This window comes from Paenibacillus amylolyticus (genome assembly GCF_050990605.1).
GTDB classification, from domain to species: Bacteria; Bacillota; Bacilli; order Paenibacillales; family Paenibacillaceae; genus Paenibacillus; species Paenibacillus amylolyticus_H.
This window is the reverse complement of record NZ_CP158832.1, coordinates 2887307-2903275: the sequence shown is the minus strand read 5'-3', so window position 1 is coordinate 2903275 and position 15969 is coordinate 2887307. Positions and strand designations below refer to the sequence as shown.

At 44.3% G+C, this 15969-nt stretch carries 18 protein-coding genes and 1 riboswitch; of the genes, 1 reads left to right on the top strand and 17 read right to left on the bottom strand.

Features of this window, described 5'->3' with window-relative positions; genetic code table 11:
* Nucleotides 1-66: 66 nt before the first annotated feature.
* From ABTV53_RS13215 to ABTV53_RS13145, 15 genes are all read right to left on the bottom strand, one after another.
* Entirely contained in the window at nucleotides 67-381 is a 315-nt protein-coding gene (locus ABTV53_RS13215) for a DMT family transporter (RefSeq protein WP_433753522.1), read from the bottom strand.
* Complete coding sequence (locus tag ABTV53_RS13210; protein WP_433753520.1) at nucleotides 381-719, bottom strand: DMT family transporter; 339 nt, start codon at nucleotides 717-719, stop codon at nucleotides 381-383. Before ABTV53_RS13210 ends, ABTV53_RS13215 begins: the two co-directional genes overlap by 1 nt.
* A 101-nt stretch (nucleotides 720-820) precedes the next feature.
* Nucleotides 821-922: riboswitch (guanidine-I (ykkC/yxkD leader) on the bottom strand.
* Nucleotides 923-992: 70 nt separating this feature from the next.
* Nucleotides 993-1622 carry a pentapeptide repeat-containing protein gene (locus tag ABTV53_RS13205; protein WP_433753519.1) on the bottom strand — a complete coding sequence of 210 codons (630 nt, stop codon included), beginning with the start codon at nucleotides 1620-1622 and terminating at the stop codon, nucleotides 993-995.
* Entirely contained in the window at nucleotides 1619-2398 is a 780-nt protein-coding gene (locus ABTV53_RS13200; protein WP_433753518.1) for a class I SAM-dependent methyltransferase, read from the bottom strand. Before ABTV53_RS13200 ends, ABTV53_RS13205 begins: the two co-directional genes overlap by 4 nt.
* Before the next feature lie 235 nt (nucleotides 2399-2633).
* Nucleotides 2634-3713, bottom strand: coding sequence for a threonine aldolase family protein (locus ABTV53_RS13195; RefSeq protein ID WP_433753516.1), 1080 nt, complete (start codon nucleotides 3711-3713; stop codon nucleotides 2634-2636).
* Nucleotides 3710-4132: a MarR family winged helix-turn-helix transcriptional regulator gene (locus ABTV53_RS13190; RefSeq protein WP_433753515.1), complete on the bottom strand. Its 423-nt coding sequence runs from the start codon at nucleotides 4130-4132 to the stop codon at nucleotides 3710-3712. Before ABTV53_RS13190 ends, ABTV53_RS13195 begins: the two co-directional genes overlap by 4 nt.
* A gap of 256 nt (nucleotides 4133-4388) precedes the next feature.
* Nucleotides 4389-6107, bottom strand: coding sequence for an ABC transporter ATP-binding protein (locus ABTV53_RS13185; protein WP_433753513.1), 1719 nt, complete (start codon nucleotides 6105-6107; stop codon nucleotides 4389-4391).
* Nucleotides 6104-6484 (bottom strand): hypothetical protein, encoded by a 381-nt coding sequence (locus ABTV53_RS13180; RefSeq protein WP_433753511.1) that lies wholly within the window; start codon nucleotides 6482-6484, stop codon nucleotides 6104-6106. The genes ABTV53_RS13185 and ABTV53_RS13180 overlap by 4 nt, the downstream gene beginning before the upstream one ends.
* Nucleotides 6485-6606: 122 nt before the next feature.
* Nucleotides 6607-6810: a hypothetical protein gene (locus ABTV53_RS13175; protein WP_433753509.1), complete on the bottom strand. Its 204-nt coding sequence runs from the start codon at nucleotides 6808-6810 to the stop codon at nucleotides 6607-6609.
* A 112-nt stretch (nucleotides 6811-6922) separates the two neighbouring features.
* On the bottom strand, nucleotides 6923-8377 hold the full coding sequence (locus ABTV53_RS13170) for an alpha/beta hydrolase family protein (RefSeq protein WP_433753507.1): 1455 nt from the start codon (nucleotides 8375-8377) through the stop codon (nucleotides 6923-6925).
* A 1-nt stretch (nucleotide 8378) separates the two neighbouring features.
* Nucleotides 8379-8561, bottom strand: coding sequence for a hypothetical protein (locus ABTV53_RS13165; protein WP_433753506.1), 183 nt, complete (start codon nucleotides 8559-8561; stop codon nucleotides 8379-8381).
* Nucleotides 8551-9546: an alpha/beta fold hydrolase gene (locus ABTV53_RS13160; protein WP_433753504.1), complete on the bottom strand. Its 996-nt coding sequence runs from the start codon at nucleotides 9544-9546 to the stop codon at nucleotides 8551-8553. The genes ABTV53_RS13165 and ABTV53_RS13160 overlap by 11 nt, the downstream gene beginning before the upstream one ends.
* A gap of 220 nt (nucleotides 9547-9766) precedes the next feature.
* The gene (locus ABTV53_RS13155; protein WP_433753502.1) at nucleotides 9767-11137 is read right to left on the bottom strand and encodes a sensor histidine kinase; all 1371 of its coding nucleotides are present in this window, start codon (nucleotides 11135-11137) and stop codon (nucleotides 9767-9769) included.
* Nucleotides 11134-11808: a response regulator transcription factor gene (locus tag ABTV53_RS13150; protein ID WP_433753500.1), complete on the bottom strand. Its 675-nt coding sequence runs from the start codon at nucleotides 11806-11808 to the stop codon at nucleotides 11134-11136. The genes ABTV53_RS13155 and ABTV53_RS13150 overlap by 4 nt, the downstream gene beginning before the upstream one ends.
* Nucleotides 11809-12001: 193 nt before the next feature.
* Nucleotides 12002-12607 (bottom strand): TetR/AcrR family transcriptional regulator, encoded by a 606-nt coding sequence (locus ABTV53_RS13145; RefSeq protein ID WP_124114568.1) that lies wholly within the window; start codon nucleotides 12605-12607, stop codon nucleotides 12002-12004.
* 281 nt (nucleotides 12608-12888) lie between these two features.
* On the opposite strand from ABTV53_RS13145, the gene ABTV53_RS13140 reads away from it, so the two are divergent.
* The gene (locus ABTV53_RS13140; RefSeq protein ID WP_433754183.1) at nucleotides 12889-14328 is read left to right on the top strand and encodes a DHA2 family efflux MFS transporter permease subunit; all 1440 of its coding nucleotides are present in this window, start codon (nucleotides 12889-12891) and stop codon (nucleotides 14326-14328) included.
* A 139-nt stretch (nucleotides 14329-14467) separates the two neighbouring features.
* Here the strand turns inward: ABTV53_RS13140 and ABTV53_RS13135 are convergent, their stop codons facing one another.
* Both ABTV53_RS13135 and ABTV53_RS13130 read right to left on the bottom strand, forming a co-directional pair.
* Entirely contained in the window at nucleotides 14468-14755 is a 288-nt protein-coding gene (locus ABTV53_RS13135; protein ID WP_433753498.1) for a hypothetical protein, read from the bottom strand.
* Nucleotides 14752-15894: an NAD(P)/FAD-dependent oxidoreductase gene (locus ABTV53_RS13130; protein WP_433753496.1), complete on the bottom strand. Its 1143-nt coding sequence runs from the start codon at nucleotides 15892-15894 to the stop codon at nucleotides 14752-14754. The genes ABTV53_RS13135 and ABTV53_RS13130 overlap by 4 nt, the downstream gene beginning before the upstream one ends.
* Between the last annotated feature and the right edge of the window lie 75 nt (nucleotides 15895-15969).

Genomic DNA, 15969 nt, shown 5'->3' with positions numbered 1-15969 from the left:
CACACGTAACGTATAAGGATACCATTAAAAACGTAATCTGTACATTATCTTTTTAATTCCACTTATTTAACTAACCAATTTAAGACCGACTGCCGATCCGAGCACCATAGCGATAAACAGAATTCTTAGGGCATTTCGGGGTTCTCCGTAAAACACCATGCCCAGAATGGCACCGCCGGAGGCTCCAATTCCCGTCCATACCGCATATGCTGTCCCCATCGGAAGAGTTTCCATCGCAAGGGACAGGAACAGGAAACTTAAACCAAACCCGGCTACCAATAGAACGAGTGAAATTAAATTACGGTCTTTGTGCAACTTGTTTATCATTAGCACGCCGATCATCTCAAACACCCCTGCCAAGATAAGAAATACCCACTTCATTATAGCTGCACCTCCTTATTTTTCTCTTTACTTAGCATTTTAAGACCAATTACGCCGAGTAAAAGGACACCAATGAGTATCATTTTTCCGGTTTGAACAGGTGCACTAAACAAAACAATCTCTGCAAGCACTGTACCTGCGGTACCAAGGCCAACGAATACTGCGTACACGGTTCCCACGGGCAGGGTACGCGAAGCTGCAATCATTAAGCTGAAACTGATCATAATTGCAACCAGTGTAAGCCCCCATTCCAGCAGACCACTGGCATGTTTTAATCCAATGACCCAACCCACTTCAAACAATGCAGCAATCACAACCGACATCCACGTTTTATTCATTCCTGTAACACTCCTTCTCTTCTACATTTTTTGTACAATCCGTAATGTTCATTAGCGAAAAAACAAAAAAAGCCCGGGAAACAAACTGCATGTAGCAGTTCATCTCCCAGGCTTTTATCCCTCCGTGGCACAACCAACAAGGTTGCGGGTTTTCTCTCGGACCAGACCGACACATACATCGCGGAACCCTAGAAAACCTGTTTTTATTCTAATGTGTCTCCAATTATACACACTTCCACTATCTTGGCAACCCCGTAAATGTGATTATGCCATTTATTTGATAATCAAACCCATTAATCCTACAAATGTGGTAGCTTGATGTGGTGAAATCACACAACCATTGAGATCTTGCATGGTCAGCACCAAGGAGTCAAATTCGCAATCGCTAAGATCCAAATCCTTCATTTTGGTCCCGGTTAAGGAAGCTTGGTCGATGTTACATTGAATGAACTCCATTTTTGGCAGTGCCAGATAGGCAAAGTCTGCACCAATCAATGTACATTCGGAGAAGGAGACCTGTTTCAGGTGGGCAAAACGGAAATTGCTGTAGTCGCCTAGACCATGAAGGAAGCGGACATTTTGCAATCGACTATTGGAAAAATCAGTTCCGACAAACTTGCAGTTATGCCATTCGATCCGATGCATGAAGGCTCCAGAGAGATTGACATTGGAGAAGTCGCAATGTTCGAACAGGACATCGGTGAATTCAAATTGTTCCAAGGCAGACTCCGAGATCGTCACATGTCTAAATACAACATTTTCAAAGGAAACCTTGCTCGCTTCCTGTTGATCCAATGTAATGTTCTCGATCAGTTTGTGTTTGTACTCAACTTTGGATTCCAGGAATGCAATCGTTTCCGGTTCAAGCAACTGCTCCTGAATCTTGGGTTTGTCCATTTTCATACCGTATTCCCCGATTCCTTAATTGCTACGACTCGCAGTCGGCTTCTGTCCAGATACCATTGTCCATCCCGCAACAGTTGTGGCTTTACTCTTTTCTCAACAGCATCCATAATAACATCCTGTTCCGCAGGTGTGATGCCACTGAATAAATACTCCGCGAAGCTGGTCAACCACTTTCTGGCACCTGGCTTGAACGGGGTAAATTGATCCACCTGCTGGGCCAGACTAACTCGAAATCCGTGTTGCTCCAGTAAATTTGCATATTCACCAATGGTTGGATGATACCACGGATTCCGACCTTCCCATTTGTATCCACGGGCATGCAGTTCTTCCTGTACCGCTGTAATTAATATAGCCGTGTTGCCATTTGCAGCAAACTCAGCCACGAATCGCCCGCCCGTCTTGAGCGCAAACTGTATGGATTGTACTACAGCTGGAGCATCCTTTATCCAATGCAGAACGGCATGAGAGAAGACAGCATCAAACGGTACTTCTGTCCGATAATGACAAGCATTTGCTACTTGAATATTCATATCAGGGTATTTCTGTTTAGCTTGCCTAATCGTCTCTTCTGAAAAATCTATACCTGTTGGCAACGCACCTGCGGCTGCGATTTTCGCTGTCAGATCCCCATTGCCACAACCCACATCAAGAATACGTTCACCTTGGGATGGCTGGAGTAACGATAAGATAGGTGTTTCCTGTAACGTAGCAAAAGGAGTGGAATGACCACTCGATGATTCGTTTGCTTGACCGGATGAATGTCCGTTATTCATAGAATATAATCCCCTCTCCAATTACGGATCTAATGTATCTATAATAACTTTAATATAAGAGAGATGTCAATTCACGTATCATAAGCATTCCTAACAATCCGCTTTATCTCACGAAAGATATACTGAAACAGGACAACCCCTCAGGGCTGTCCTGTTTCAGTATCAGCATTGGTATTTATTGCATTTTGTTCAATCAATTCAGATGAGCAGTTCACTTCTATTGTTAAAAGTAATGTTAAACCAATGCTTCGACTCGCACCGGAACCTGAATCTCTTCATGCAATAATTGAGCGATGTCACGAGTCAGTGCATCCACATTTTCCTGCCGAGTTGCCCAGCTGGTACAGAATCGCACCGCACTGTGTGTATCGTCAACCTTTTCCCAGAAGGAGAACGTATAACCGCTGCGTAATTTCTCAAGCACACGATCAGGCAGAATCGGAAACTGCTGGTTGGTTGGAGAATCATAAAGGAAGCGTATCCCCTGCTGTTCGAGTGAATCATGAATTCTCAAGGCCATATCCACTGCATGACGGGAAATCTCAAGATACAGGCCCTCTTCGAACAAAGTTTCGAATTGGATCCCCAACAATCTGCCTTTGGCAAGCAGGCCACCTTTTTGTTTGATCATATAACGAAAATCTGGTTTCAATGCATCATTCAGGATGACAACCGCCTCGCCCATCAATGCGCCAATCTTTGTTCCCCCAATGTAAAACACATCACACAAGCGTGCAAGGTCAGCAAGTGTCATATCGCAATCGCGTGAAGCGAGTGCATATCCAAGACGAGCTCCATCCACGAAAAACGGAAGACCACATGCTCTGCTGACTGCGTGTAATGCTTGCAATTCTGCCATGCTGTACATCGTTCCATTCTCCGTTGGCTGAGATATGTAGACCATGCCTGGCTGCACGCAGTGTTCCGGTGACGACTCATCCATATGCGCATCATAGACTGCTCTAACCTGCTCAGGTGTGATCTTTCCGTCCTCGCTTGGAACCGTGAGTACCTTATGACCTGTTGCTTCAATAGCCCCCGTCTCATGAACCGCAATGTGTCCCGAGATCGCAGCAATCACACCTTGATATGGACGCAAAATGGATGCAATCACCGTTGTATTCGTCTGTGTACCGCCAACCAGGAAATGAACATCAGCTTGCTCATGGTCACATGCCTGACGAATAAGCATTCTCGCCCGTTCGCAATGCTCATCCGTGCCATACCCGCTCGTCTGTTCCATATTGGTTTCCATCAGTCTTTGTAAAATTTGTTCATGCGCACCTTCGTTATAGTCACATTCAAATCGTATCATCGTGTTGTCTCTCCTGCCTTCTTGTTCAACTTCTCTTGTATGTTCATCATGGAGGTATACACCTCTTGAATCTCTCCATCATCGAGGTCTTGCATTAATTTCAGAATCTGTTGATCGGATCGATCATTCAATTGGGCATACAGCTCCTCACCCTTGGCTGTCAGACGAATCAGACTGACCCGGCTGTCGGCTGCGGAGTTCACTTTCACGAGCAGACCTTCCTTGGACAACTTGTTCACGATCCGGCTCATGTAACTGCGATCAATAGTCAAAGTATCTACCAGATTGTTCGCAATGCTCTCTCCCCGAATTCCAATCTCAATAATGACCCGTACTTCTGCAAAGGAATACCCTGTTCCAAGAATATGCTTATCGAGTACACCGAGTATGTTGGTATAAAAACGGTTAAAACGTCGCATGTCAGCGAGTATATCTGGATCTATGTACTGAGAGTTGATGTCAAACCCTCCTTTTTAGTGGACATTGTCAACATTATAATAATCACGTTAGTGGACGTTGTCAACATTATCTTTTCTTTGGCATTTTATAACCTCATTTGTAATCCAAACTAAAAAACCGCGCATATGCGCGGCTTTCTGGGGATAACAAGGATCGGAAGGTTGTTCTGTCATCGGAGTGTTCAGTGTAAACATTCTATAATTCAATTTATATGGATTAAGAGTGACTATATTGCACCTGATGAAGACGGCTGTATATGCCTCCAGCGGCGACCAATTCCTCATGGTTGCCCTGTTCAGCGATGCCATCTTTGTTCACAACAATGATGCGATCTGCGTTCTTGATCGTTGTCAATCGGTGAGCGATCACCAGTGTCGTTCTACCCACTGACAATTCAGCAAGTGATTGCTGGATCAGCGCTTCCGTTTCCGTATCCAGTGCAGAGGTTGCCTCATCCAGAATAAGAATGGGTGGATTTTTCAAGAACATACGCGCAATGGATAACCGTTGCTTCTGTCCTCCGGATAGCTTGACTCCACGCTCGCCAATGACAGTATCCATGCCGTCCGGCAACGTAAGAATCAATTCCTCCAATGAGGCACGGCGAGCGGCATCCCAGATCTGTTCGTCCGTTGCACTCAGGTCACCATAAGCAATATTCTCCTTAATAGTACCCGAGAACAAAAATACATCCTGTTGAACGATCCCGATATGCTTACGCAACGATTGAAGCTTAACATCCCGAATGTCGACACCATCTACAGTGATGCGTCCCTCTTCTACCTCATAGAATCGGGGCAGCAGGCTGCAGATGGTTGTCTTGCCTGCACCCGACGGACCAACAAAAGCAACGGTTTCCCCTGGTCGAACAGACAGACTGATATCACTCAGAATACGCCGACTGGATTCATAACCGAACGAGACGTTCTCAAAGCGAATATCACCCTTCACACTTTCGAATTCAACGGCGTTTTTGCTATCAGCAATTTCAGGCTCCGTATCAATAATCTCCAGATAACGCTTGAAACCAGCGATACCCTTTGGATAACTTTCAATGACAGCGTTAATTTTCTCGATGGGACGGAAGAAGATATTGGATAGGAGCAGGAAAGCCATGAAGTCACCCATATTGATTCTGCCATCGATATAAAACCAAGCCCCGCTGATCATGACAAACACCGTAACCAGTCGCATCATCATATAACTGACCGAGATACTTTTCGCCATCGTTTTGTAGGCAAGTAGTTTGGTTTTACGGAAATTCTGATTGTCCACTGCAAAAAGTTCTTTCTCATGTTCTTCGTTGGCGAACGATTGCACAACACGCATGCCACCGACATTGTCCTCAATGCGCGCATTGAAATTGCCGACGTCTCCGAAGAGTCTTCGATACGTCTTCGTCATACGGCCACCGAATACGATAATGACCCAAGCCATAATTGGGATAATGATAAAGGTAAGCAGCGCAAGCTCAAGATTAATGTTAGCCATCAGCCAGAACGATCCGATTAATGTCATGACTGCGATGAACACATCCTCAGGTCCATGGTGAGCAACCTCACCGATGTCGTTCAAATCATTGGTTAAATGACCGATCAGATGGCCCGTTTTACGATTATCGAAGAACCGGAAAGACAGCTTCTGCAAGTGAGCGAACATCTTCTCACGCATATTGGTCTCAATGTTAATGCCCAGCATATGTCCCCAATATGTAACGACATAGTTTAATACCGTATTAAGTGCATAGATGGATAACAGCACAATACAGGCAAGCAAAATAAGAGGCCAATCCTGACCTGGTAACAATTCATTAATGAATTTACTGACAGCAAGGGGAAAAGCCAACTCCAGAAGACCTGCCAGTACAGCACATCCAAAATCAATCAAAAACAGTTTTTTATAAGGACGATAATACGAAAAAAAACGACGAATCATACTTGTTCACTCTCACTCTCCAGATTCTTATTGGGACTTACATCTTCATTTTGCAGTTCGAAAAGATGGACATACTCGTCGATGACCTGATCAATGGCTTTCAACTCCCCACTGATCATCGGCCGAATATGTTCATACTCCTCCTGACCAAGTTGTCTGGCAAGCGTTGCTCTTCGATTCTGCATATGTTCCAAAAACACAAGTATTCGCCCACGACGAAATGTTTGCGCACCATGGCCCCGTTTTCCCTGATGTTCACCATTTCCTCTGCCACGTCTGGAGCGCTCTCCACGTTGCTCGCTGTCACTCACATCACGTCTCGGACGTTCGCCTTGACGTACACTTCCATCCGATTCTTCGATCTGTCGATCTCTCATCCTGCCACCTCCATTGCGTGTATACATATGTATACAACGCATTCATGTATACGATTGTATACGCGGTAACAAGGGGAGTCAACCTTAATTTTCCAATAGAGGAAAGAAGCAAGTATGTTCAATTATCTTGTTAACAGAAAAAAGCCGCGATTTCGCGACTTCTTTTGTTTTTCACTATTTTTACTCCTCCGAAAATCATCATCTTTCACTGCACCAAATCTATTTTGTGAAAATTTCACCTGATCTTCAGCGGTGGAATAGATGCCTCCAGCTGCCGGATCAACGACATCCTGGGGTGTTTTGCCGTAAAATAGTGGTGCGGCCATGATTGACATTGGACCTAACATGTTAATACCAGAGTTAAGGCAGTTATTGAAATACGTTTCCCCTTGTATCGTCCCATTCAGATCATCTCCTGAGTTTAAATGTTTTGGCTGATTACAGTTCTTCCGGATCTACAAATTTCACCTCTGGATAGTTTTCGTTCGGCCCTTCAATCAGGTTTTCACCCGTTCCTTTCAATTGCTTGTTAAAGAAATCGAGTACATATTGATTTATGATGTTTGCTCCTCTTTTACCATTGATATCTCCTGTGATCCCGGACAGTTTAACCAACTCCGAATAGAATTGAAGGTCCGTGAAATTGAAGTGCTGGGTTCCTTCTACATACATCACATTTCCCCCATGATTGATAACATTTTTCATAATGTGCAGTTCATCTGAAAGAGATTTAGTTACTTCGTCATCCGAATTTCTATCCTTTTCAAAATTGGCTAACCATTCTTCAAAACTTCCCGATCGGATGAACATAAACGGCTTGTTTATATCATCTCTATTTTCCACTTCATATAGTGACCCATCCATATTAACCCCGGCCTTGATTCTATGATCCAAATACGTTGCATTAAACGCGGTTGCACCCCCAAAAGAATGCCCCATCGCGCCTATCTTATTTAAATCGATTTTCCCTTTAAACTGACTTTCGATTGCACCTGAATTCAGCTTTTCGATTTGATCGATTACAAACTCCACGTCTTTCGTCCATATATTCCCTGTTTTTGTACGTTCATCTAGTGTAGTCGTACTTTTTTTATAATCCGTTACACGGCCATCTGGAAAAAGGGTAGCAAAGGTGCTATACGTATGATCGATGGTGACCACGATAAACCCATGACTGGCCAGATTCTCGGCCTGTGATGCATGTAGGACTCTACTGGTTCCCATACCATGAGATAGCAGTACCAAGGGATAAGGACTTGTAGAAGGTAATATTTCTACATTTTCAAAAGAGTTGGTTTGGCTATACTTCCAGTAGTCGAGAACAAATTCGGGCAGTTTTAATGAAGCAGAGAAGCTCTGAATATACTTTTTGAACCTCTCTTTATCTTTTGGAAACAGCATGTCACGCTTGTTGTTATTCCTATTTTCAGTAGGATACCAGACTTGAACCATTAGTTCCCTCTTATCACTTTGATCTTCAGTGAAGACTTCATCTCTGTTCTGATCCGTAAAATGAAAGGTCTGATTACCCACTTTCTCTGGACCATCCGGCTTCGGCAAATTAAAGACAGGTAAGTATACAGATAAGGCAATAGAACCAACCAGCAGAATGACAATCAGGGAAGATAAACTATATTTCAAGAACTTCCCTATTTTTAGATTTACCATCTTTTCGGAATGTCTGAATAAAACGATAAATATGAATAGCGCAGTCATGATATATACCACAAGTAACTGCCATCGGTATCCCTCAACCAATAATTGAACTACGAGTATAACGCCACTTCCTATACCTACACCCAAGCCCGTTTTCTTTGCACTTCTTTTCATAAACAGCAGGTCTGCGAGTAAAGCAAAACAGGATAGAATTAAAAGTATCTCAAATAATCTCATTTTAAATGCCTCTCTCTTTCATCACGGTCTTCGCTTCGTTCATAAAAGTTCTAACGTCTTCAGCAATTTTTTTGATTTGAGTGTGATGTAAATAATGTGAACCATCCATTGTAACTACTTTCCCATGTACTGGATCTAAACCTTGAGCACCTTTAAAATTGGAATATATAAGATCATGTGTCATTCCGATCTTCTCCTGTCTTGAAACTTCTGAATTTTTCAGCGATTTCTTTGGCATGGGAACGGTATAGATAATGATTTGCTTCCAGCAGCACCATTTCACCACGCACAGAGTTCTCTATTAACTTCTCGTGCTCGGAAATCCAATTGTCCACTGCCGGATGATTCTTTTGAACAAAGAAAAGAACCGGGAGATCGACTGGGAACGTTAACTGTTCAGCTGCTTTAAAATTGGAATACATACTCACAATCTCGTTTAATTGAGTTGAATTAAACATGTTCTTTTGTATCAAAATGTTCAATTGTTCTTTGGTTTGTTCATCATACGGTAGCCCCGCATATGGATCATCACCCATTTTCAATTGCAAACGCGGGAAACCCAAGTTACGGTACCATTTAATTGGTACGATTTCTGATGCTTCAACCTTCTGTTCACTAATCGCTGGAACACTGGTGTCCAGCCCAACGTATGCACTTACTTCATCTGCATATTTGTTCACATAATCCAGACTATAGATGCCCGAAATGGAATGGCCCATCAAGATATAACGATCAATATGTAGAATCTGTAACGCTTCATGAATTTCACTGACGATATTTGCTGTACTGCGTTCCTTTTCGGTCTGATCACTCAATCCATAACCAAACGGTTCAACCACGACGACTTTATAATGGGGAGATAATTCTGAAATGAGTGGCTTAAAATCAAGCGCAGGTGATGCTGTTCCAAAACCCGGCAGAAGTACAATTGTTTCCTCGCCTTCGCCTTGAATGAACACATTCATATTTTTCCCGTCTACAGATACATGTTGTCCATACGGCTCCATTCTTTTTTGCTCAGAATAACTACTGATTTTGTTAACGGTATACACGGTAGCTACAAAAAGTAGGATTACTATAACGATTGCGGCAAACACTTTAAAGAAGATGCTTAACACTTTCTTAGTTTTTGTTTTGCTTTTACTCGTTTTGTCTGCTTGTTGATTCACATTCATCTGCTCCTGTCCTCATCTGTATATTGGCCTAACAGGCCGCTAATACAAGCCTAATCACCAAAGATGTACTCACTATGACTGTAATATGAACGGAATATGAACAAGCAAAAAAACCGTGTGCACCATACAAGAAAGCTTGCATGTTACACACGGCATGAGAATTCGTTTTAGATACTCTGATGGGTATTCTATTCAATTCACCTATCCTGTAAGCCTAACTATCCGTTGGTGGATGGATTGGCAACGTGATGATAAAGGTTGTACCTTGACCAGGTTCGCTTTCCACTCGGATGTCACCCTGATGAAGGGATACGATCTGTTTAACGATAGCCAGTCCCATGCCACTCCCATCATATTTACGACTGTGGGAACGATCTGCCTTGAAAAAGCGCTCGAATATGCGCTTCTGGTCTTCAATGGGAATACCAATGCCTGTGTCGGATATTCGCACACTCACATGGTTGATATCCTCTTGGATACTCACTTTAATCATACCGCCATCCTTGGAAAACTTGATGCTATTTCCGATGATGTTGGTCCATACCTGATTTAACTGGTCGTGATCAGCCGTTACCTTCACGTTCTCCAGATCAAGCTCGAAATGAATATTACGCGCAGACCATTGCGGCTGAAGCGCCACGATAACTCGCCGGATCTGTTCATCAAGGCTTAAGGTGGTGAGCCGTAGTTGCTGTGACTGCGATTCAAGTAAACTCAGCTTGAGCAGGCTATCGCTCATTTTGGACATTCGTTTTGCTTCAGAGATGATAATATCCAGGTAACGGTTTCGCTCGTATTCTGAGAGGTTTACTTGCTTCAGTGCGGAAGCGTAACCGGATATCGAGGTGAGCGGAGACTGAACCTCATGCGACACATTCGTAACGAATTCCCTGCGCATCTGCTCCAACTGCTTCAGATCATGCATCATTTCTTCAAAGCTGCGAGCCAACGTACCTATTTCAGTCGTTTGCTTAATGTTCAGCTTGACGTTGAAATCTCCAGCTGCAATCCGTTTGGTCGCTTTGGTCAATTTCTTGATCGGTCTTACCAGATATACAGAAGCAACCAGAATTAACAAACTCCCTGTCATCAACGAACAGGTTGCAAAGATCAAGCCCCACTTGACCACAAAAGTGGCTGAAGGTGGTGAGAGTGTTTCCAAAAACATCGCTTTTGTTCCCATCTCCGTCTTCAACGGCAACCCTAAAATCACCGTAGCGATTCCATCCCTCGTATCTTGAACAACGCCACCAGCTAATACTTTCTCTAGTTGCTCACTCGTCACAGCAGCAGACTTATGTCCGTTAGTCTTTCCATAAGTTGTGAACTGACCTGTAGCTTCGTAAATTCGAATATGATAGGAATTGAGCTGCTTCATTCCACTTACGTACAAGTCCGCTTCACGTACTGGCAGAGTCTTATAGATCTGCACAACGTCTTGGCCAAAATTACGCAAGTTAATTTGAGCGTTTTGGTTCAATTTGTCCTCAAATATCCAGGTTGATACAAAAAATGAAATGACCGTACCAGCGATGACAGACCCCAGAAAGGTCAGGACCACACGAATATATATGGATCGAATCATTCATGGACCTCAAGTCTGTATCCCAGTCCACGCACCGTTTCGATCCGAAAATCAGATGTAGTTGCGAACCGTTCACGCAGGCGCTTAATATGTACGTCTATCGTACGATCATCTCCGGCGTAATCAATACCCCATATCTGATCGATTAACTGCTCACGTGTATAGACTTGGCCTGGTGTTCCAGCAAGCTTATACAGCAATTCGAACTCCTTAAGCGGTAACGTAAGCGATTCTGTACCTCTCATCACCTTATACGTCTGACGATCCAGAATGACGTTGCCAAACTGGATTGTGTGTGTGGAGCCAATTTTATATCGTTTCAACAATGCTCGGACACGAGCGGTAAGCTCCAATGGATCGAACGGTTTCGTTAAATAATCATCCGTTCCCAGTTCGAACCCTTTCACCTTCTCCCAAGTCTCTCCTCTCGCGGTCAACATGAGTAACGGGAGGTCGGGATTGACTCTTCGGAGTTCTTTGCACAGTGCCCAACCGTCCATGACAGGCATCATAATATCAAGCACAACCAGATCCACTGGAGTTTCGCCATACACGGTAAGAGCTTCCTTGCCGTCCGCAGCTTCCACTGTTGTGAATCCATCATTTTTGAGAAAGAGACAGACGAGTTCACGGATGTTTGGGTCGTCGTCTGCTACGAGTATAGTAGCCATAGTTTTTTCCTCTCCGATACGTTTGAATATATAGTTCAACTTATAGTAAGTAGTAATACATCCTGCTCATTGTATATCCACAGCAAACATCGTATGTTCTTTCAACGTTCCCTGGATTGGGGCAGGCTGTGACCCACACGCTGTGAATCCTGCTTTTTGAAGCACTCGGATGGAACCGGTGTTTGTAGTCTAATTATATCAGGTCATTATAGGAGTAAGAGCGAATCAACGAGAATTGTTTAGCCAGGAAATGGGGTGAATAAGGCATATCATTACGCAGCCATGCAACAATGGTTCCAATCAGGGCGGACGAACCATACCAGATGGCAATTTCCTTGTGAATGCCCGAATCCTCCAGGACATCTTCCATCTCGGCACGATCTATCTTAGCTTTGACCAAGGTACTTAACAGTTTCAGGAGTCGTTCTGTGAAAATGGGTGTGCGCTTCGTGGCAAGTACCACCTGATAGAACGAGGCGTTCTCTGCAAAATGTTCCAGTAACTTGACCAGAACTGGCCAAGCCTCCTCCGTTCTTTGCTTCTCAAAATGAGGGGCATATTCATCCACGATCCGTTCAATATGCTCAATCATCTCATCAGCCATCTTCTCCATCATATCCGTAATATCACGATAGTGCAGGTAGAAGGTTACCCGATTGATCGTCGCTCGTTCGGCAATTTTGTTCACTGATAATTTCTCAATATCCATTTCCTGCAGCAATTCAACAAATGCACCTCGAATTAACTGACGTGTTCGCAATATTCTTGGGTCCACGGCTGATTTCTTCTCGTCTTTCACGTCTATCCCTCCTTCAAATTTTGAACATTACAATTATAAACAATCATTCGTTTATTTTTGATTTACACAACAAATTCATAATTTTTGTAAAATAAACGACGAAAACACCTCATAACGTAAATTGTAATCTGTCCGAATATGTATATAATTCAATAAATACAATGTAAACTATACAACATGTTGTAAATTTAGTCACGCGTGGATTGAAAGGATGAAAAGGATTGAGTCAGGTTAGAGTGCAAGATGAATTATCCGTTAAGAAAGGCCCCATCCTGTTTATCATGATTTTGGGAGCCTTCCTTGCAACATTGAATCAAACGATCATGAGTGTCGCTACACCGGAACTGATGGGTGATTTTAACATCACCGCCGCAACAGCACAATGGTTAACAACTGGTTACATGCTGGTGAACGGGGTGCTGATCCCCATTACGGCCTACTTCATGCAGCGCTTTTCAACCAAGCAATTATTCCAAGCTTCCATGTTTATTTTCCTGATTGGTACCATCGTATCCGCTCTTGCAACCAACTTCAGCACATTGCTGACAGGACGTATGATTCAGGCAGCGGGTGCCGGCATTATCATGCCGCTCTTGATGCACGTTATTTTGACCTTGTTTGCCCCTGAAAAACGAGGATCTGCGATGGGTATGGTTGGCTTTGCCATCATTTTTGCCCCTGCAATCGGGCCTACCCTTGCTGGTTATATCCTCGAGAACTACTCTTGGCAAACGATGTTCTACGGCATGATTCCATTAACTCTTATTGTTATTGCCTTTGCATTTGTATACCTGAAGAATGTATCCGAACGGGTCAACACCAAGTTCGACACAATCAGTGTGGTGCTCTCCACGATCGGATTTGGCGCATTGCTCTATGGTTTCAGCAGAGCAGGTAGTCTGGGATGGTCAAGTCCAGAAGTTCTTATCTGCATTGCGGCTGGTATTGTTGCCCTTGCCCTGTTTACATGGCGTCAGCTCGTTTCTGAAACTCCGCTGCTCGATCTGCGGGCTTTCAAATACAACATGTTCTCCCTGACCACGGTCATTAGTATCGCGATTACAATGATCATGTATGCTGACATGATGTTGCTTCCCTTGTATCTCCAGAACGCGCGTGGTTACACTGCACTGGAGTCCGGATTATTGCTTCTGCCAGGTGCGCTTGTCATGGGCTTCCTGATGCCTGTAGCCGGAAAATTGTTTGACCGTTTTGGTGCAAAATGGCTGGCTGTAATCGGAATGGTGATCACGATCGTGACGACCATTGGTTTCATCGACTTAACGGACTCAACCAGTTATGGTTACCTGGTATTCATGTCAACCGGCCGCCGAATTGGTATGGCTCTGCTCATGATGCCGCTTCAGACTGCGGGGCTTAACCAACTGCCACCAAGACTTGGTGCACACGGTACAGCCATCTCTAACACCGTCAGACAAGTTGCTGGCGCTGTAGGTACTTCATTGCTCGTAAGTGTCATGACCTCCCGTACAACGGCACACGTACAGGATATGATGGCAACTGGTGCAGCCAATGGTCTCAGTCAAAAACAGCTTGCCACAGAATCCATGATCCAGGGGATCAATGATGCTTATGTAGTTATCATCGGTATCGCTGTTGTGGGATTGGTTCTTTCCTTCTTCATTAAACGTACCAAACAAGCCAAAGAGGAAGAATTCAAACAGGTTGTCAAACAAAAAGTTTCTATGAATTCTAATTAACGTATCCAAGCCCCATAATTGCTTGGATAACAAAGCGGCAGATCAAGACGTTTACGTCTGATCTGCCGCTTTTTACGTTGCATCCCATATATGAACCTATCCCTCTACCCAACGGTCCAGTTCGAGTAATACGAACCAATCAATCGCCAAGCTTCGCCAATGATTCCTGTAGCTGTTCCAGCTGTTCAGACAGAGTTCTAATCCGATTCTGCGTATCGCTTGCCTTCTCCATTAAGACTTGTTCGTCCGAATTGTCTTTTGATGCTTTGCCGTTTGGTGATGACTTCAATTCCGACAATTCGCGTTCGAATGTTTCTTGTTTCTCCAAAGCTATCCGCAGTTCTTCCTTTGTCGTACCGATCTGATGCTCCAGATATATGATGTCGGACGAGTTCGCTCCATCGGATAAACGTTGTGAATAGGTCATAACTCACCTCTTTCCATTTCATCCATTGCTTTGCCAACCGTGTACGGTTCAATATCGATATCCAGTTCCATGCCGAGAGCTAGTTTCGCCAATTGACTCCCGATAAAAGGACCCATGGTCAGTCCAGAGGCTCCCAGTCCATTCGCGGTAATCAGACCTTGCCAGCCTGGGACAACCCCCATTACAGGCAGAAATCCAGGTGTGAACGGCCGAAATCCGACTCGTACTTCCTTGAATGTACTGTTTGCGAGACCCGGTGCCAGTTCCAGGCCTTTATTTAAAACCTCCTGCATGCCCCCTGCGGTTACTCTTGTATCATAACCTTCCACATCATTCTCATGAGTGGCACCAATCACAATCTTCTGTTGATCGAAGGACAAGAGATATTGATCAGAAGGTGGCATGATCACAGGCCAGCGCCCTGTATCCTCCCCATCCGTGACATGTAGATGCATAATTTGCGCCTTTTGGTAATGCACTTTAAAGTGTATGCCGAGTGGCTTCAGCAGTTCGTTGGCCCATGCACCTGCACAGACAACGACTTCATCTGCCAGGAAACTCCGGTCATTAACACTCACACCAATGACCCGATTTGCTTCGAATTGAAGCGTGGCGTCTCCATGGATCACTTCCGCTCCATTTCGCTGTGCAGACCGGATCAAGGCATCGCGCAGCGCCCTTCCATCTATACGTGCAGCACCGCTGATATGTACCGACTGATAATGTTCTTCCAGCAGTGGAAAACGTTCATGGGTTTCTTTGGCATCAAGAGGTGTAATCTCACCAATCTCCGGTGCATCAGCTTTGCGAAGATGGGCCCGCTCTTGCATCTTGTTGATTTTGTCCACATCCGTATGAATGCTGAGTGCGCCCACTTGAGCATATCCGGTTTCCGTTTCCCCTTCATTCTCAAGCTCCGCTATGATGCCAGGGTAGAACCGCGCACCAGCCTTGGCGAGTTGATACCAATCCTGGTTACGTCGCTGCGACAGCCATGGACAGATGATCCCGGCAGCTGCATCCGTTGCCTGTCCTGTATCTTTTCGATCTATGATGATGACTTCTGCGCCCCGTTTGGCTAATTGATAGGCTGTTGAAGCCCCCAGAATACCCGATCCGACTACGATGACTTTCTTCATGTTTGCATCCCTTTCCTTAATCACTCATCCGTTATAGCGTATACTGTTTCGCATTCTGTTGGCAAGGCAGGCGTA